The organism is Proteiniclasticum sp. C24MP (assembly GCF_043951855.1).
Taxonomy (GTDB): domain Bacteria; phylum Bacillota; class Clostridia; order Clostridiales; family Clostridiaceae; genus Proteiniclasticum.
On the sequence record NZ_JBINJW010000017.1, the window covers coordinates 1 to 16,664 of the forward strand.

General features: G+C 48.5%; 11 protein-coding genes. 5 read left to right on the forward strand and 6 right to left on the reverse strand.

Annotated elements, in window-relative coordinates; translation table 11 throughout:
* Positions 1-101: 101 nt before the first annotated feature.
* The 3 genes from scfA to ACHAL6_RS11080 all read left to right on the forward strand — a co-directional run bounded on the left by scfA (position 102) and on the right by ACHAL6_RS11080 (position 3,212).
* Positions 102-251, forward strand: coding sequence for a six-cysteine ranthipeptide SCIFF (scfA, locus tag ACHAL6_RS11070; RefSeq protein WP_207600223.1), 150 nt, complete (start codon positions 102-104; stop codon positions 249-251).
* Positions 252-327: 76 nt separating this feature from the next.
* Complete coding sequence (gene scfB / locus ACHAL6_RS11075) at positions 328-1,755, forward strand: thioether cross-link-forming SCIFF peptide maturase (RefSeq protein ID WP_395270733.1); 1,428 nt, start codon at positions 328-330, stop codon at positions 1,753-1,755.
* The gene (locus ACHAL6_RS11080; protein WP_395270734.1) at positions 1,752-3,212 is read left to right on the forward strand and encodes an aminotransferase class I/II-fold pyridoxal phosphate-dependent enzyme; all 1,461 of its coding nucleotides are present in this window, start codon (positions 1,752-1,754) and stop codon (positions 3,210-3,212) included. The genes scfB and ACHAL6_RS11080 overlap by 4 nt, the downstream gene beginning before the upstream one ends.
* Before the next feature lie 65 nt (positions 3,213-3,277).
* Here the strand turns inward: ACHAL6_RS11080 and ACHAL6_RS11085 are convergent, their stop codons facing one another.
* A complete protein-coding gene (locus ACHAL6_RS11085; protein WP_395270735.1) occupies positions 3,278-9,052 on the reverse strand; it encodes a DUF4011 domain-containing protein in 5,775 nt (1,924 codons plus the stop codon).
* A gap of 200 nt (positions 9,053-9,252) precedes the next feature.
* Between ACHAL6_RS11085 and ACHAL6_RS11090 the strand changes: the two genes are divergently transcribed.
* Positions 9,253-10,221 carry a DUF4349 domain-containing protein gene (locus tag ACHAL6_RS11090; protein WP_395270736.1) on the forward strand — a complete coding sequence of 323 codons (969 nt, stop codon included), beginning with the start codon at positions 9,253-9,255 and terminating at the stop codon, positions 10,219-10,221.
* A 200-nt stretch (positions 10,222-10,421) separates the two neighbouring features.
* Positions 10,422-12,056, forward strand: coding sequence for a M20/M25/M40 family metallo-hydrolase (locus tag ACHAL6_RS11095; RefSeq protein WP_395270737.1), 1,635 nt, complete (start codon positions 10,422-10,424; stop codon positions 12,054-12,056).
* A 96-nt stretch (positions 12,057-12,152) separates the two neighbouring features.
* Here the strand turns inward: ACHAL6_RS11095 and ACHAL6_RS11100 are convergent, their stop codons facing one another.
* The 5 genes from ACHAL6_RS11100 to accC all read right to left on the reverse strand — a co-directional run bounded on the left by ACHAL6_RS11100 (position 12,153) and on the right by accC (position 16,662).
* Entirely contained in the window at positions 12,153-13,142 is a 990-nt protein-coding gene (locus ACHAL6_RS11100; RefSeq protein WP_395270738.1) for a permease prefix domain 1-containing protein, read from the reverse strand.
* Positions 13,129-13,473 (reverse strand): PadR family transcriptional regulator, encoded by a 345-nt coding sequence (locus tag ACHAL6_RS11105; RefSeq protein ID WP_395270739.1) that lies wholly within the window; start codon positions 13,471-13,473, stop codon positions 13,129-13,131. The genes ACHAL6_RS11100 and ACHAL6_RS11105 overlap by 14 nt, the downstream gene beginning before the upstream one ends.
* Positions 13,474-13,651: 178 nt before the next feature.
* A complete protein-coding gene (gene accA / locus ACHAL6_RS11110) occupies positions 13,652-14,455 on the reverse strand; it encodes an acetyl-CoA carboxylase carboxyl transferase subunit alpha (RefSeq protein WP_395270740.1) in 804 nt (267 codons plus the stop codon).
* Positions 14,452-15,321: an acetyl-CoA carboxylase, carboxyltransferase subunit beta gene (accD, locus tag ACHAL6_RS11115; RefSeq protein ID WP_395270741.1), complete on the reverse strand. Its 870-nt coding sequence runs from the start codon at positions 15,319-15,321 to the stop codon at positions 14,452-14,454. Before accD ends, accA begins: the two co-directional genes overlap by 4 nt.
* Positions 15,322-15,327: 6 nt before the next feature.
* Positions 15,328-16,662 (reverse strand): acetyl-CoA carboxylase biotin carboxylase subunit, encoded by a 1,335-nt coding sequence (accC, locus tag ACHAL6_RS11120; RefSeq protein WP_395270742.1) that lies wholly within the window; start codon positions 16,660-16,662, stop codon positions 15,328-15,330.
* Positions 16,663-16,664: the final 2 nt, after the last annotated feature.

Here is a 16,664-nt window from a genome sequence, read left to right on the forward strand (position 1 = left end):
TAACTAAAGTTTGAAAAACCGAAATTCATCCTGTTAATTTAAACACAAAACAACTTCTTTGTGATATAATATCTACGCACTATTTAGAGGAGGTTTTCAATATGAAGAAACACATCAAGACACTGACAAAAAGCACTCTAAAGAAAAGCGTTATCAAGGGAGGCTGCGGAGAATGCCAGACATCCTGCCAGTCCGCGTGCAAGACTTCCTGTACTGTTGCAAATCAGGAATGTGAGAATGCAGACAGATAGATAACGTGAAGTGAAGGGCGTGATGATGCATCATTCCCTTTTCTTTTTGCCCTATCAGATCAGAGATTCAGGAGGAATGGAAATGATACATAAATACAGAATGAACGGCCTTAATATCGTCATGGACATCAACGGAGGTTCCGTCCATGTGGTGGATGACATCACATACGAGCTGCTTGACCACTACGAGGATTTCAGAAGCGGTGCCATAGACGAAACCGAGATCTATATCAGAATGTCCGGATACGCCATGGAGGAGATCAAGGCTTCCCTTCAGGAAGTGAAGGAGCTGGAAGAGGAAGGTCTCCTTTATACGGAAGACACCTATCCCGATATGGCAGGATTCAGAAACAGAAAGCCTGTGATCAAAGCTCTGTGCCTGAACATCGCCCATGACTGCAACCTGAAATGCAGATACTGCTTCGCGCAGCAGGGTGATTTCGGAGGAGCAAAATGCCTTATGCCTCTTTCTGTTGGAAAGAAGGCACTGGAATTTCTTGTGGCGAATTCAGGAAACAGAAGAAACCTCGAAGTGGACTTCTTCGGCGGAGAGCCGCTCATGAACTTTGATGTGGTGAAAGAACTGGTCCATTACGGAAACAGGCTGGGACAGGAGCATAACAAGAACTTCAGGTTCACCATCACCACCAACGGAGTGCTTCTGGACGACAGAAAGATAGATTTCATCAATGAATACATGCATAATGCCGTGCTTTCTCTGGATGGAAGAAAGAAAATCAACGACGACATGCGTCTCACCATGGTGGATACAGGCAGCTATGACCTCATCGTGCCCAAGTTCAGAAGACTTGTGGAGAAGAGAGGAAACAAGACCTACTACATCAGAGGAACCTTCACCAGAAACAGTCTGGATTTCTCCGAAGATGTGAAACACTTCAAAGAACTGGGCTTTGTCCATACCTCCATGGAACCCGTTGTTTCAGCAGATGAGAATCCATATGCCATCCGAGAGGAGGACCTTCCGGAAATCCTGGCGGAATATGAAAAGCTTGCCCTGGACTATGCGGAAATGAAGGTCAAAGGAGATCCCTTCAGCTTCTTCCATTTCATTGTGGACCTTACCCAGGGACCCTGTGTGCTCAAGAGAATCACAGGATGCGGAGCCGGCACCGAATACCTCTCCATCACACCTGAAGGAGACATCTATCCCTGCCACCAGTTTGTAGGAAATGAAACCTACAAGATGGGCAATATCATGGAGGAAGAAGTGCATCTGCCTAAGGAAATGCAGGAACACTTCAAGAACGCGCATGTCTACACCAAAGAAGACTGCAGAACCTGCTTCTCCAAGTTCTACTGCTCCGGGGGATGTCATGCCAACGCCATCAGTTTCAACGGGGATATCCACAAACCCTACAAGATCGGCTGTGAAATGCAGAGAAAACGTCTGGAATGCGCCATCATGATTGAAGCGAAGAGAATGCTGGAAGGCCCTCTGGAGGAGTCCTCCACAGAGACAGACGAGCAGGTGCTTTTCCTATGATGAACTATGACAGGCTTCCGCTCATTAAAGGCCTGAAAGACTATATGGAAGAGAAGAATGCGCGATTCCATATGCCGGGACATAGAAACGAGGACAGTGTGGAGGAATTTTCCGTTCTGAAGGAGAACCTCTACCGTTTCGATGTCACCGAGGTGGAAGGCACGGACAACCTTCACTATCCGGAGGAGATCATCGCCAGGTCCCAGAAGCTTCTCTCAGAAGCCATGGGTTCCAGAGAGAGCCTCTACTGCATCAACGGAAGCACCGCTTCCAACTACGCCATGATCTTCGGACTGCTGAAAAGAGAAGACACGGTGCTGGTGCAGCGAAACTGCCACCAGAGCATCTACCATGCCATTTCTCTTCTTGAGCTGAAACCGGCCTATCTCATGCCCGAGATGATAAAAGAGTTCAATCTGCCTTCTTTCATAACCCTGTCAGAGCTGGCTCGAGTGCATGAAGCGTATCCCGAAGCCAAAGCCGTGATTCTGACTTCTCCCACTTATCATGGAATCGTCACAGACCTGTCACCTCTTGCAGAGTACTGCGAAAGACATGGACTGTATCTTCTGGTGGATGAGGCCCACGGAGCGCACTTCCCTTTTTCACCGCTGCTTCCTGATTCTTCCATGAAGACAGGCGCCCACGCTTCCAGTGTCAGCTTTCATAAGACGCTGCCGAGCCTTACCCAGGGATCTGTACTGAACCTGTCGGAAAAGCTTACGGAGGATGAAATTTATCGGATCAGGCACTACCACAGGGTTTTCCAGAGCAGCAGTCCTTCCTACCCTCTGCTCGCCTCCATGGAAATGGCAAGATATTATATGGAGGAAAACGGAGAAGCTCTGTACAGGATTCTTCTGGATCGGGTTGCCCGCCTGAAGAAGGATCTGAAAAATATTTCAGGTATCCGGATCCTCGACAAAGAGCAGGTTCCTATTTTTGATGAAACAAGACTTGTCATCGGCACTCCGCTTCCCGGTGCGGAGATGGACAGAATCCTTCGGGAAGAATACCATATACAGTGTGAAATGAGCGAAGGAAGGAGTCTGATCTTCATTCTGACCCCCTTTGACACGCAAAAGGACTTGGAAAGCATTTTTCATGCCCTGAAATCCATCCGCAGTAAACATGAAAAGAGATGGCTTGAAGAGGAAGAGGTAGAAGAACCACCGCATCCTATGAGCAGCCATACTCCGGTGCGCAGGTACACGGAAGACGATACGCTCTATCTCCCCGCTGAAGAAGTGCTTCTGAAAGATGCTTCCGGTAGAGTCTCCATGGAAAAGGTCGTGCCTTATCCGCCGGGAATTCCGCTTCTTCTGCCGGGAGAAGTGATCACAGAGGAGATCCTTTCCGCACTTACGCTATACCTTTCGCAGAATGCGAATCTACTGAAGACGCGTTCTATCAGAAAAGACCGCCTTTCCGTTGTGAAGGAAGGTTCCATGCAATAATTTCCATCAGAAAAGGAAGAGCTTCTTATCAGGTTTTCATGATAAGAAGCTCTTCCCTTATTTTCTCAGATTCTGGATATGAAGTTTCCGTTTTCCTCTTTCAGGATGGGATCGTCCGATGTTTTTCGGAGTATCTTTCTTGCCCTTTCCTCCAGCTCTTCGTTCCCTCTCGCATATCCGAAGATCTTCAGCACTTCAGCGATGAGACTATCCTCCGGAATGGAAACCTGCTTTTCCACCACATCTTTGACGGCCAACTGTATTTCTTCTGGTGGAATGTCTGCCGCCTCTCTTTTCATTTCCCTGGTGGCATACCTGTAGAAGGTCACACCGGCGTCCTTCACCTCTCCATAGATGTAATACTGCCCGTCCTTTTCCGCGATCTCATATCCGAGACCGGAAAGAATGCTGTCGATGGTATCCACGCTTTTCTGGGTGTATCTGACGCCAAATGCCTTCAGTGTCTGTCTGTAGAGTAGATTCAAGCTGATGGGCGCCTCCACATGAATGATCTTCATCAGGGCGTCTTTGATGTCTCTTGTGTTCTTGGGCATCCTGAATTCCTCTGCGCTCATGGGTCTGTGTTCAAACTTCGCTTCCACATAGGACCTTGAAATACCGTCTTCCAGCGAAGCGCTTTCTTCATGATGGGCATCCTGATGGATGAGATTGCCTGTTTTCAGATCTTCCTTCTTCTCAGAATCCTCTCTTTTCAGATTTCCGCTTCGGATCTCTCCGACCTTCTCAAGAATCTTCTCCACTTCCCGCTCCCTGTTTTCCATCCAGTCCATGGGATAGACTTTCATGAGATGCCAGCCGAGCCCCTCCAGCACCATTTCCTGTAGGATGTCACGATCTCGTGCGCTTTTCGCATTTCTGTAGGATTCACCCTGACAGAGAATGCCAAGCAGATATTGCTCCGGATGCTCCTCATCCACCACAGCCAGGTCCACTTTATATTTTGATGCGCCTACCCGGATATCCGTTTTGAGTCCTCTGGCAGCCAGTTCTTTTCGGATCGCATCGGCGAAGGTGTCCTTCCGGGCACGGGACTTCACCTCTACAAGATCCACAGGCTGGCTTCCTCTTCGCGCATACTCCAGAAAGCCCTTCAGATCATGAATACCCTGGGAAGAGGTTCTGGAAGTATCCATCATTTCAGGCCGGATGCTTGTGAAGATCTTCATCTCCTTCTTGGATCTCGTGATGGCGACGTTCAGTCTCTTCCATCCGTTTTCCCGGTTGAGCGGTCCGAAGTTCAGTGTGATCTTGCCTTCTTCATCAGGACCATATCCGATGCTGAACAGAATCACATCTCGCTCATCTCCCTGGACATTTTCCAGATTCTTCACGAAAACCGGTTCCTCCATGGCAAGGATTCTTTCTTCGATTTCAGGGTATGCCTTCAGCGCTTCAGATAGAGTATCTTCAATCATGTCTTTCTGAGCCATGCTGAAGGTGACGACGCCGATGGAATCCTCTCTTCTTTTCTCATCCTTCAGTCGCTCCATGATCTCACTGACCACCGCTTCCGCTTCCTTCCTGTTTGCTCGGGTTCCTCCACGGCCATAGGTGGCGTCCACATACTGATAGCTCACCTTTGATTTCAGCTCTCCTGGTGATGGATAGGTGTAAAGATCATTATCATAGTAGGTTCTGTTGCTGTAGGCGATGAGACTTTCATGACGGCTTCTGTAATGCCAGAGCAGTGATGTCTCCGGCATGGAAAGTGCCAGAGCGTCCTCCAGTATGTTATCCAGATCCTCCATAACCCCGTCTTCTTCTTCCAGCTTGCCGCTGGCAGTGCTGAAGAAGGTGGTGGGCGGCAGCTGCTTGGGGTCTCCTACGATGACCACTTCTTTCCCTCTGGCCATAGCACCGACGGATTCTGCCGTAGGCATCTGGGATGCTTCATCGAAGATGACCAGATCAAAGTACTCTCGTGACGTGCCAAGATACTGGGCCACAGATAGCGGACTCATGAGCATGCAGGGTGTGATCCGTGGCAGAAGGTTCGGCAGTCTGTCAAAGAGCGTCCTTAAAGTCATGCCGCGGCCACCGCTTCTGATGGCTCTCTGTAGTATGCCCACTTCAGAAGATCCGTTGGCTTCTTTCATCATATTCGGTACCCTGGATGCAAGAACATGCTGTATTTCCCTCTTGGCCAGGTCCTCGTACTTCGCCGTGACTTCCTTGAAGTAGGCGATCTTCTCCTTATACTGCCTTCCTGTGACCTTCTGCAGGAGCGGTTCTTCAGATAGGATATAGAGGAATGCGCCTTTATACAGGGTCTTCTTCAGTGCATCTTCCGCTTCCTTTCCTGAAAGGCTTCCGTTTTCAAAGGCTTTGATCATCGGTGTCAGCTTGTTTCTTTCCGACTTTTCCACGAGCCTGTTGTAGGCCGTCCATTCTCTCAGTTCTTCCAGGTTGTAGCTGTAGGTGGTGAGTCTGTCGAAAAGCCGATAAGCCCAGTTCCCTTCCAGCTCAGGAAGGCTTTCCACCTGAAGTGAAAGTTTCTCTTTCATCCTCGAAAAGTCCTTCTCGAAATCCTCATAGGTGTCCAGAAACTGTTTTGCTGTCTCCATGGGTACTTCTTTAAAAACAGCTGGAGCACGCTCCTCTCCTTTCGGGTCGAAGAGACGGAAGAGGGTCCGGAATTCCTCCATCTCTTTCATGATGCTTCTTAGAAGAGAGGAGGTTTTTTTCTCGGGGCTTGGGATTTTAGTTTCAGGAACCGGGAATCCTCTTAAGGCCTCTTCGATCTCCGATTCCAGCTTCTTCTTCTCTTCCATCTGGTTGAGAAGCGTCAGCGCTTCTTCTTCCGTCACATCCTTTCCTCTTCTCTGAGCGGACAGGACTCTTGTGACCTTTTTTCGGGTCATCCCTCTGAAGAAGATGAACTTTTCCTCCGCCTGGAGAAGGGTATCTCTCAGATCCTTCTCGTTCAGGAGAAACAGACTGGGTTCATACTCCCTGAGCAGCGCTTCCTCCAGATTCTCCTTCTTTTCCGTCAGAAGAACTGCATGATGAAGTTTCTCCATGCGGTACCCTTGCTCATGGAAAAGGAGTTCTCTGAAAAGCGTCGTCTCTTTCAGCTTCTTCATGAGCGCATGAAGGCTGTCTAGCTTCCTCTTCTGACTGATGTCCGAAAGAGACAGTTCTTTCATGAGCGCATCCGTGATGCTGCCCAGTTTTTCGGCTTTTCCCCTCAGCGCGCTGATTTCTTTTTCCACCTGACTCTTCAGATCGAAGGTGTACGCTGTAATGCCGATGCCTTTCAGCGGTGCATCCGCATATTCTCCCACTTCCTGTGCGATGGAGGTAAGTTCTCTGCCCAGAAGAAAGAGCTCCTCTATCCTTGTTTTATCGAGATCTTCATAACGGATTTTCAGTCCTTCTATTTCCGGAGCATTTTCCAGATATTCCAGTTTTCCCATGAGTTCATAGGCGTTCCTGTCGAACCCGTAGGTCCGATACAAGGCCGCTACCACTTCATTGAGTTCCCCTCTGAGCTTTTTCAGCTTCTCCGCTTCAGCTTTGAAATCCACTTCCCCTTTGGAGACCATCTTCGTGGTCTCTTCCAGTTTCTTCAGAATATGCGTCTTTTTACTCTTATTGGAATGCACTTCCAGTGAAAAATGACCCAGTCCCAGACCTTCCAGTCTTCTCTGAACCACGGACAAAGCAGCCATTTTCTCCGCCACGAAAAGAACCCTCTTCCCCTGGTAGAGCGCATTGGCGATGATGGTGGTGATGGTCTGGGATTTCCCGGTGCCGGGAGGTCCGTGCAGGACAAAGGACCTGCCCTTTACGGCCGCATCCACGGCCTGAAGCTGACTGGCATCCGTACTGACGGGAAGAAGAATTTCTGAAGGTGAAATCACCTCATCGAGCATGATCTGATCCCGGAGTATCTTCTCCGCATCAAAAGCCAGCTTACCCTCCATGAGAGATTGAATCACTTTGTTTCTTCTCAGCTCCTCCCCATGATTCCTGATGTCGTTCCACATGATGAACTTGGAGAAGGAGAAGAGTCCCAGATGCACTTCATCCAGCACATCCCATCTCTTCTGACTGAGCACCGCATTTCTTGCAATGCTCATGACCTTCATCACATCGACACCTTTCTCATCCAGTGGAAGTTCGGAAAGCCCCTGTATTTCCAGTCCGAAATCCTGCTTCAGCTTTTCAAGCAACGTGATGTTCACTAAAGTATCTTCTTCTCTTGCCGAAATGCTGTAGGCGTTTTTGCCCACCTTTTTCTTCATTTCCACTGGAATCAGAAGAAGCGGTGCAAATCTTTCCCTGGTTGACCGGCTGTTTTCATACCACTTCAGTACACCCATGGTCAGAAACAGACTGTTGGCCCCTGATTCCTCCAGATGGATTCTGGCATCTCTGTACATCCTTGTGAGTTTCTTCTCCAGATTTTCCCCATCAAGAAGGGTGCGAAGTTTTCTCTGCTGGAATTCTCCTTCCAGCAGTTCCCCATAGACGGAAAAGTACTCTGCAGCTTTCCCAGGGCCTTGCCCTTCTCTCTTTTCATGATCCGAGACTCTGGGAAGCAGCTGAAATTCTTTCCCTTCGTAGAGGATGTCCTCCAGGGCACGCTGATCCTTCACCAGAAGTTCTATGCCCTTTCTCCCGGGAACGTAGTTGAGCAGATTGTTCCTGAGACTGAGGTCCAGAAGCTTTCTTTCCCAGAGGGTCTTTCGGTCCACCGTCTTTTCCGTAGTCTCCTGAACCACTTTCACCACTTCCTTCAGCTCAGGAAGCCGTTTTGTCCGCTCCTCCAGATTCTGCTCTCTGACCTTCACATACTGTCCATCCACCAGTAGCCGTTCCGGCAGCGGCGTGATTCCGCCCGCTCTTGCTCTCTTCACATCAATGGTCATGATGAAGTCCTCTTCGCGAAGAAGATGGTTCTTCGCATTTTCTTCTGACTGTGTGAAGGTGAAATTCTGCCCGCTTCGGATATCTGTGGTTTCCAGAACACCGATGATGCTCATGCCTTCCGCAGAGCGTTTGGTCAGTGAGGAAACATCATACTCCACCGTATCCTGAAAGAATTCTTCCTCCTGCCAGTATCCGAGAAAGGAATGCCCTTTTATGAGAACAATCAGAGGATGTATGGAAACTGCCTCCAGGCAGGATGCGAAGAGAAGCGTCAGGTCCAGACAGGTACCCATCTTCTTTTCCAGCACTTCACTGGAAAGCCGTATTCTCTGTCCTCTGGCCACAAAGGACGCAGGAGGACCTATGTAGGTGATCTGCTGATTCCGAAGGGCTGTGAACACTGCATGGACCTGTTCCCGAACACGGTTCACATCACCGCTCTGATATCCTTCAAAGGAAGGATCTTTACCTGATTCCTTCAGGATATGAGAGGCTTCCACAAGGATATTGTCTATGGCAGGGTGATTCGGAGTCACAAAGGCTGCAAGCACCTCAGGCATGGTATCCATCCCCTGCCATTCATTGTAGGCAAGGACATGCACCTCTCTGGTCTCTTCCGCAAGCTCTTCCCCTTCCCGCTGGATGGTGATCGTCAGCTGGGTGGTCATGGCTTCCGTGAGATGAAACAGATACTCCGGATTCAGCTCCATGGGAATCTCACCCAGGTCCACCTGAAGGCCGGGCGGCATCACATCGATGGTTCTGCTGAAGTCCTTCGCGATATCTTCCTGGAAACGGACGATGACCTCGATCTGCTCCATTTCATTTTCTGTCTGATTCATGATTGTGATTTTACGTATAAACGGGATTCCGTTTAATACCATGGCGTAATTCAACGTATCGGAGTAATCCACTTCTATGCCCAGCGGCTTTCTGATTTCCATATGTCCCTCCTTAGACTCTTCTACTTCCATTCTAGTACATTATCCGAATATTTTGTAGATATTTCCATTCTGAAAAGATTTTGGCATCTTTTTGTAATTACTTTGCTTCACGAAGCATATACAATGAACTTAGGAAAGAGCACGAAAAATAGACGACGATGGACACGACCTTACACAAATCCATAAAGGGGGAAAACAGCATGAAAACCGGAAAGAAAATCTTCATCGGCATCAGTTCCATACTCCTATTGTCTTTCATTGGTGTCTTCATCTTCACGCTTCTGGGCGGAAGTCTTGTGAAGAACGCCGTAGAAGACTCCATGGGCTATGCACCTGGCATGCCAGTGGAATCACCTGCAGAGGTACCATCCTATGACGAATCAGGGGGCGACTACGAGCAGGGATATGGACGCGACGGCTCCATCGGAGACAAAATCATCGGAACCTACTCCATGAACTTTGAAACGCTGGAGTTTCAGGAGACCATCACAGATCTGGAAGCTCTGGTAAGTAAATACAACGGCTACATCGAGAATTCCCAGATCTACAACCAGTCTTCCAGTGAAGGCAGAGTCTATAAATATGCAAGGCATACCCTTAGAATTCCAAAAGAAGACGTCATGGCCTTCAACACAGAACTGAAGCTTATGGCCCACATGGTGCAGGAAAACTCCAGTGTGCAGAATGTCACGAGATACTACAGAGATACGGAAACAAGACTGGATACGCTGGAAGCGCAGAGAAAGAGACTGAACGAACTCTATGAGCAGGCGGAAAGAATCGAAGACATCATAAACATTGAATCCAAACTCAACGACATCATCTATCAGATTGAATCTCTAAAGGGAGAGCTTCAGTATCTGGATGAAGAGATCAACTACAGCACCGTGACCACTTATGTCCAGGAAGTATCGAAACTCACCACAGGAGAAAGCATTCAGGCTTCCTTCAGCGAACGGATCAGTAACGCTCTCAGCGAATCCGTCTATTTCTTCCAGGAAGCCATGATCAGTTTCTTCATCGTACTGATCTATCTGGTACCGTTTCTTGTGATCTTCGGCATTCTGGCTTATGCAGGAAACAAGATCATCAGAAGAAGAAAACCCAAAGTGAAAAGCGGATCTTCCGGAAACTCCCATATTGAAGAATCAGAAAGCGGAAAGCAGTAATATGACTTCAGCTGGAGAGGAGTATGAAGGATTTCATCACACTATCTCATAACCGTTTATTTCAGAAGGAAAGTGCAAATCGCTTTCCTTTTTCTTTTTGTGTATGGATAACCGGCGGAAGATGGACTAAAATGGGAAGTGAAGTTAACCATCAGCGGGTTTCGAGAAATCTGCTGAATTGAATTTAGGCGGTGCATAAAATGAAACTAAACGGAGACCGAATCAAGGAACTGACCCTGGACCTTGTAGGAATAAGAAGTGTTGTGGGAACCAGTGATGAAAACAACGTGAGCGAAAGAATACAGGAGATCCTTCTAACCCTTCCCTACTTCAGAGAAAATCCGGAACACCTTTTCTATGTGGAGAACAAGGACGATCCTGCCGGGAGAAAATCTCTCATGGCCATGGTGAAGGGAAAGAAGGACCAGAACAGAAAAACCGTGGTGGTCATCGGTCATATCGATACCGTGGGCACATCTGATTATGGAGATCTGGAAGATCTTGCTACGGATCCCGTTGCACTTACAGAGAAGTTCAATGAGCTGGAACTCCCGGAACGTGTAAGAGAAGACCTGGAATCGGGAAATTATCTCTTCGGCCGAGGCGTTCTGGATATGAAATCCGGGGTCTCCATTCTGATTCATCTGCTGGAAGAGGCAACCAGAGAACCGGAGAATTTTTCAGGGAACCTGGTAGCGTCTTTCGTTTCCGATGAGGAAGGCAATTCCAGAGGCATGCTTTCCTGTGTTCCTGAGCTTGTGAAGCTGAAAAAGAGATACGGTCTGGATTACCAGATCGCTCTGGACACGGATTACACCTCCACAAGGACCCTTATGGACCCCAACCGTTATCTTTATGCGGGAACCATCGGCAAGCTCATGCCTTCCTTCTATATCGTCGGAAAGGAGACCCATGTGGGAGACCCTTTCGGAGGACTGGATTCCAACGAGATCGCAGCGGAGCTCACGCGAAGAATCAATCTCAACGTGGAGCTTTCCGATGACGTCATGGGTGAAGTCACGGTGCCTCCAGTGACCTTGAGGCTAAGAGACCTGAAACCGGAATACTCGGTGCAGACCAATCGGGACAGTTATGTCTACTTCAATTTCGCCACCCACGGAAGCACGCCTTCGGAGGTGCTTCATAAGCTGATGCATGTGGCCAATGATGCATTTCTTGATGTCATCGAAAAACTGAACAGACAGTATCATGCTTTTACGCAAAAGATGAATCTGCCCCATAAGAAACTTCCCTGGGTGAGTAAAGTCTATACCTATGACGAAGTCTATGATGCTGTGGCAGAGAAGATTCCTCACATTAAGAACGTGCTGGATGACTATGCGAGAGGACTTATGGATAAAGGAATCACGGATGAAAGAGAAGTATCGCTTCATCTTGTGAAGAAACTCCATGGCTTATGGGGGAAAAAGGATCCCATGATCATCCTCTACTTTTCACCCCCTTACTATCCCCATATGGCGGTCAATGGAAAGAATGAAGTGGAAGAAACCCTCATAAGAACATTGAAGGGCTTTTCCGACGAAACGCTGGAAAACCCCATCCGTTTCAGAAAGTTCTATCCCTATATTTCCGATCTCAGTTACTTCTCCCTGCCGGATGAAGCCTCCGTCACGGACCTCAGAAGGAACATGCCGGGCTTCGGCATCTCCTACACCCTTCCACTGGAGGACATCAAGGAGCTGAGCCTTCCCGTCACGAACATCGGACCCTATGGCTTCGATGCCCATCAGTTCACCGAGCGCATCGAGGTGGAGTATTCCTTCTACAGACTTCCCGATCTCGTACTGAAGACTGTTCTCGAGATGCTGAAATAATCCTCTCTGAAAACGGAAGAATCATAAAAAAGCGTTGCAGGATCTCATTTCAGCCTGCAACGCTTTTACATTTGAACTTATTTCTCTGACATTCCCCTACTCCATTTTGCTTCTGCTTCTGAGGAGTCCCACGAGGCCAATGATGGCTGCAAAGAGAAGCCCTGCCAGTGGCCAGATGATCCAGGTGAAGCCCCAGTTTCCTGAAGTGAAGCTCCAGTAAAGATAAATGATCACAATGATCGGCCAGTAGACGCTTCCGATGGTCTCCGTTTTTCGGGCTAGGACTCTACCTTCGTCCGAGTACTCCCCTTTCTTCAGCAGGATGTCATAGGCAGACTGCTTCATGCCAGCAGTGATGAAAAGATAGACAGCCGCTCCGACTATGAGAAGAAGCACCACAACGCCGATGTTCATGATATTGTCTCCGATGTCAAGGATGCCCAGCACCAGTAACGGAACTGCACTGAGGATGTAGAGCACCACACCGATGGTGATTTTGGTCATCTTCACCATGCGATAACGCTCTTCTTCAATTTTCACATAGCTTTCAGCCTGATAGTCCAAAGTGAAATTACCGTTTTTCTCCAGATCGTATCGACCAGACTCCACTCCGCTCATGATAAAGAGTCCGACAGCCATGGCCACCATGGATAAAAGCACCACAAGTCCCAGTGCTGTGCCTCCATTGCGTATGCCGAAAAACTCCTGATTTTCCGTATCGGAAAGTAAGATCAGAAGCAGTGGTGACCATATGGTCAAAACGACCCCGATGCCCACCTTGTAGGATGCCCTGATTCTGTTTGTTACGAAATCTCTGGCCAGTTCTGATGGGATCACCCTTTTATCCGGCGCTTCAGATGCGTCTTTCATCGTCTGAGTCAGACCCAGCTCCTCCGCAACTTCATTGAGATTACCGAATTCCGAGATCACGATGCCCACTGCCTCATTTTCCGTTCTGCCTTCGTTTTTCAGCTCGAGGTACTTGTCTTCCATCATGTTCAGAAGTTCCTCTTTCGCATGCAGAACCTCTCTGTTCTTCGGCAAGTTCATAAACATGTTCTCAAGATAGGTTTTAATGGTTTCCATTTTCACTGCTCCTTTCTATGAATCTCTCTATGACTTCTTTTGTCAGTTCCCATTCTCTGCATTTTTCTTCATAAAACGCTTTTCCCTCTGCTGTGATCCGGTAATAGGTTCTTCTCTTCCCGCTGGTTTCGTCTCCGTAGAATGAAGTGACATATCCGTTTTTTTCCAGTCTGGAAAACACAGAGTATAAGGTGGTTTCCTTCATGATGTATTTTCCTTCACTGGTTTCCCTGATTTTCTTGGCAAGCTCATATCCATAGGATGGCGCTTCAAGGAGAAGATAAAGGATCATGGTATCATTATATCCTCTTAAGACGTCTGAACTGATCAAATGGATCCCTCCTTCAAAATTATTCCATCTGGTGTAGTAGTTTTACTTTATCAGATGTAGTACATCAGGTCAAGTACTTTTTTCAGATATCCTGCACATTTAAGAACCTGAGAAGAAGCAAAAAAAAGGATACAGCAGGCAGCACCTAGTGCCGCGCCATATCCTTGACATTCATACGCTACAGTTCCGCTTTCCAGTAGACTTTTCCGAAGGAGCGGAATCTTTCATATCTTCTGGTCAGAAGCTCTTCGACAGATAAATCACCCGCTCGTTCCAGAAACCTTGAAAGGGTCTCTGAGACATCATGCATGACTTCTTCCAGATTTTCATTGATGTCACCCTTCTCTGATATGATTCCTTCGATGATTCCCAGTCCCAGAAGATCCTCTGCCGTGATCTTCATGATTTCACTGGCTTCCCTGGCTTTGGACGGATTCTTGTACAAGATGGAAGAGAATCCTTCCGGGGAAAGGATGGAATAGATGGCATTTTCCAGCATATGGACTTCATCTCCTGAAGCCAGTGCCAGTGCACCACCGCTTCCACCTTCTCCGGTGATGAAGGAGATCATAGGCACCTTCAGGGTTGCGCTTTCATGAAGGCACCTGGCAATGGCCTCTCCCTGTCCTCTTTCTTCCGCTTCCACGGCGCATCCTGCCCCTTTGGTATCAATGAACATGATGACGGGACGGTTGAATTTCTCTGATGCTTTCATGAGCCGCAGAGCCTTTCTGTAGCCTTCGGGATTGGGACTTCCGAAGTTTCTTATGATATTCTCCTCGATGTCTCTTCCGCGGGTGATGGTGATGACAGTGACCGGTTTTCCCTTGAAGAAGGCAAGGCCTGCCACCACCGCCTGATCGTCTCCGTAGAGACGGTCTCCTTTCAGCTCCGTGAAATCATCCAGAATGCTTCTCACATAATCCAGCGGAAGCGGCCTGTCTTTGGCTCTGGCTTTTAAAACTTTATCCCATGCACTCATCTCTTCCCTCCATGCAGCTGCAGCAGTTTACCAAGATAATCCTTCATGTCTTCTCTCTTGACCACCGCATCCAGAAATCCGTGATGAAGAAGAAACTCCGCGCTCTGGAAATCTGAGGGAAGCTCTTTTCGGATGGTCCCCTCAATGACTCTTCTTCCGGCAAATCCGATGAGGGTTTTGGGTTCGGCGATGATGATGTCTCCCAGCATGGCAAAGGAAGCCGTGACGCCACCTGTTGTGGGATCCGTTGGAATCGAGATGTAGAGAAGTCCTTTATCGGAATGCTTCCGGATGGCAAAAGAGGCTTTTGTCATCTGCATGAGCGATACGATGCCTTCCTGCATCCTTGCGCCGCCTGAAGCGGAGAAGATGAGAAGCGGCAGATTGTAGAACTCTGCAAATTCCGCCAGCGAAGCCACTTTCTCACCCACCGCTGAGCCCATGCTGCCCATGATGAAGGAAGGTTCCATGACGCCCATGGCCACTCTGATGCCGTTTATGGTGCAGTAGCCGGTAAGGATGCCCTCGAAGCTCTTTGTCTTCTTCTGGACTTTTTCTATCTTCTCCTCATACCCCGGAAAATCCAGAGGATTCATTCCGACGATGTTTCCGTTGACTTCCCTGAAGCTTCCTTCATCCGCAATGAGGCGGATCCGATCCCATGCACCCATTCTTTCATAGGTTCCGCATCTGGGACAGACCAGATGATTCTTCAAAAGATCCTCCTTCAGAATCATCTTTTCGCATCCTCTGCATTTATGCCACATCCCTTCCGGTACCGATGGCTTGACTTCCGCTTTCTCCTTTTTCTCCACTGAATGGGTATCAAGGGTAAAGTAGTTTCTTTTCTTTTTGAAGATGGCCAAAACAGATTACCCCCTTAAATGGTCCAGTGTCAGTGTATGGTACGCTCCGCTGAGAAAACTCTCGTGAGCGAGAATTTCCTCCTGATAGAGCTGATTGGTCTTGATGCCCTGGATGGTCAGTTCATACAGCGCACTTCTCATCTTGAGAATGGCTTCTTCCCGGTTCTTCCCGTGGACGATGATTTTCGCCACCATGGCATCGTAATAGGGTAGAATCTTCGATCCGGTGTAGCATCCGCTGTCCACCCGGATATCCTTGCCCGAAGGGAAATGTAGAAAGTCGATATTTCCAGGGGATGGCGCGAATCCGTTCTGAGGATCCTCCGCATTGATTCTGCACTCTATGGCATGTCCCTGGAACCGGATGTCCTCTTTTCCGAAGGAGAGCTTCTCTCCCATGGCGATCCGGATCTGCTCCTTGATGAGATCCACCCCGGTGACCATTTCCGTCACCGGATGTTCCACCTGAATTCTGGTGTTCATTTCCATGAAATAGTAGTTTCCTTCATCATCCAGGAGAAACTCGATGGTTCCTGCCCCCAGATAGTCTGATGCTTCTGCCAGAGCTACTGCGGATGCCCCCATCTTCTCTCGAAGAGGTTCCGAAAGACTCGGTGAAGGAGATTCCTCCAGCACTTTCTGCTTTCTTCTCTGAAGAGAACAGTCCCTTTCTCCCAGATGTACCGTGTTTCCGAACTGGTCTCTCAGAATCTGGAACTCGATGTGTCTCGGATTTCTGAGATACTTCTCTAGATAGACGCCATCTTCTCCGAAATTCGCTTTGGCTTCGTTCTTCGCCCCGGAAAATGCCCCTTTCAGTTCTTCTTCTTTTTCCACGATACGAATCCCTTTTCCTCCACCCCCGGAAGAGGCTTTCACAAGAATCGGGTATCCGATTTCCCTCGCCGCATGGATGGCCTCCTCATAGGTATCCACTTCCCCGTCGGAACCCGGCACCACAGGAACTCCGGCGCTTTTCGCTAAAGCCTTCGCTTTCGCCTTATCCCCCATGGCTTCCATGGTTTCTTCGCTGGGTCCGATGAATCCGATGCTGCAGGCTCTGAGAAGTCTTCGAAACAGCGGATTCTCAGAGAGAAATCCGTATCCTGGATGAATGAGCGATGCTTCTGAAAGCACCGCCGCACTGATGATGTTCTCCATATTGAGATAACTGTCCTTGGAGAAATTCTCACCGATGCAGTAGGCTTCGTCTGCCAGCTTCACATGCAGCGCATCCTGGTCCGCCATGGAATATACAGCCACAGTCTCCATATTCAGTTCATGAGCCGCTCTTAATATTCTCAGGGCGATCTCTCCTCTATTGGCTATGAGTATTTTCAATG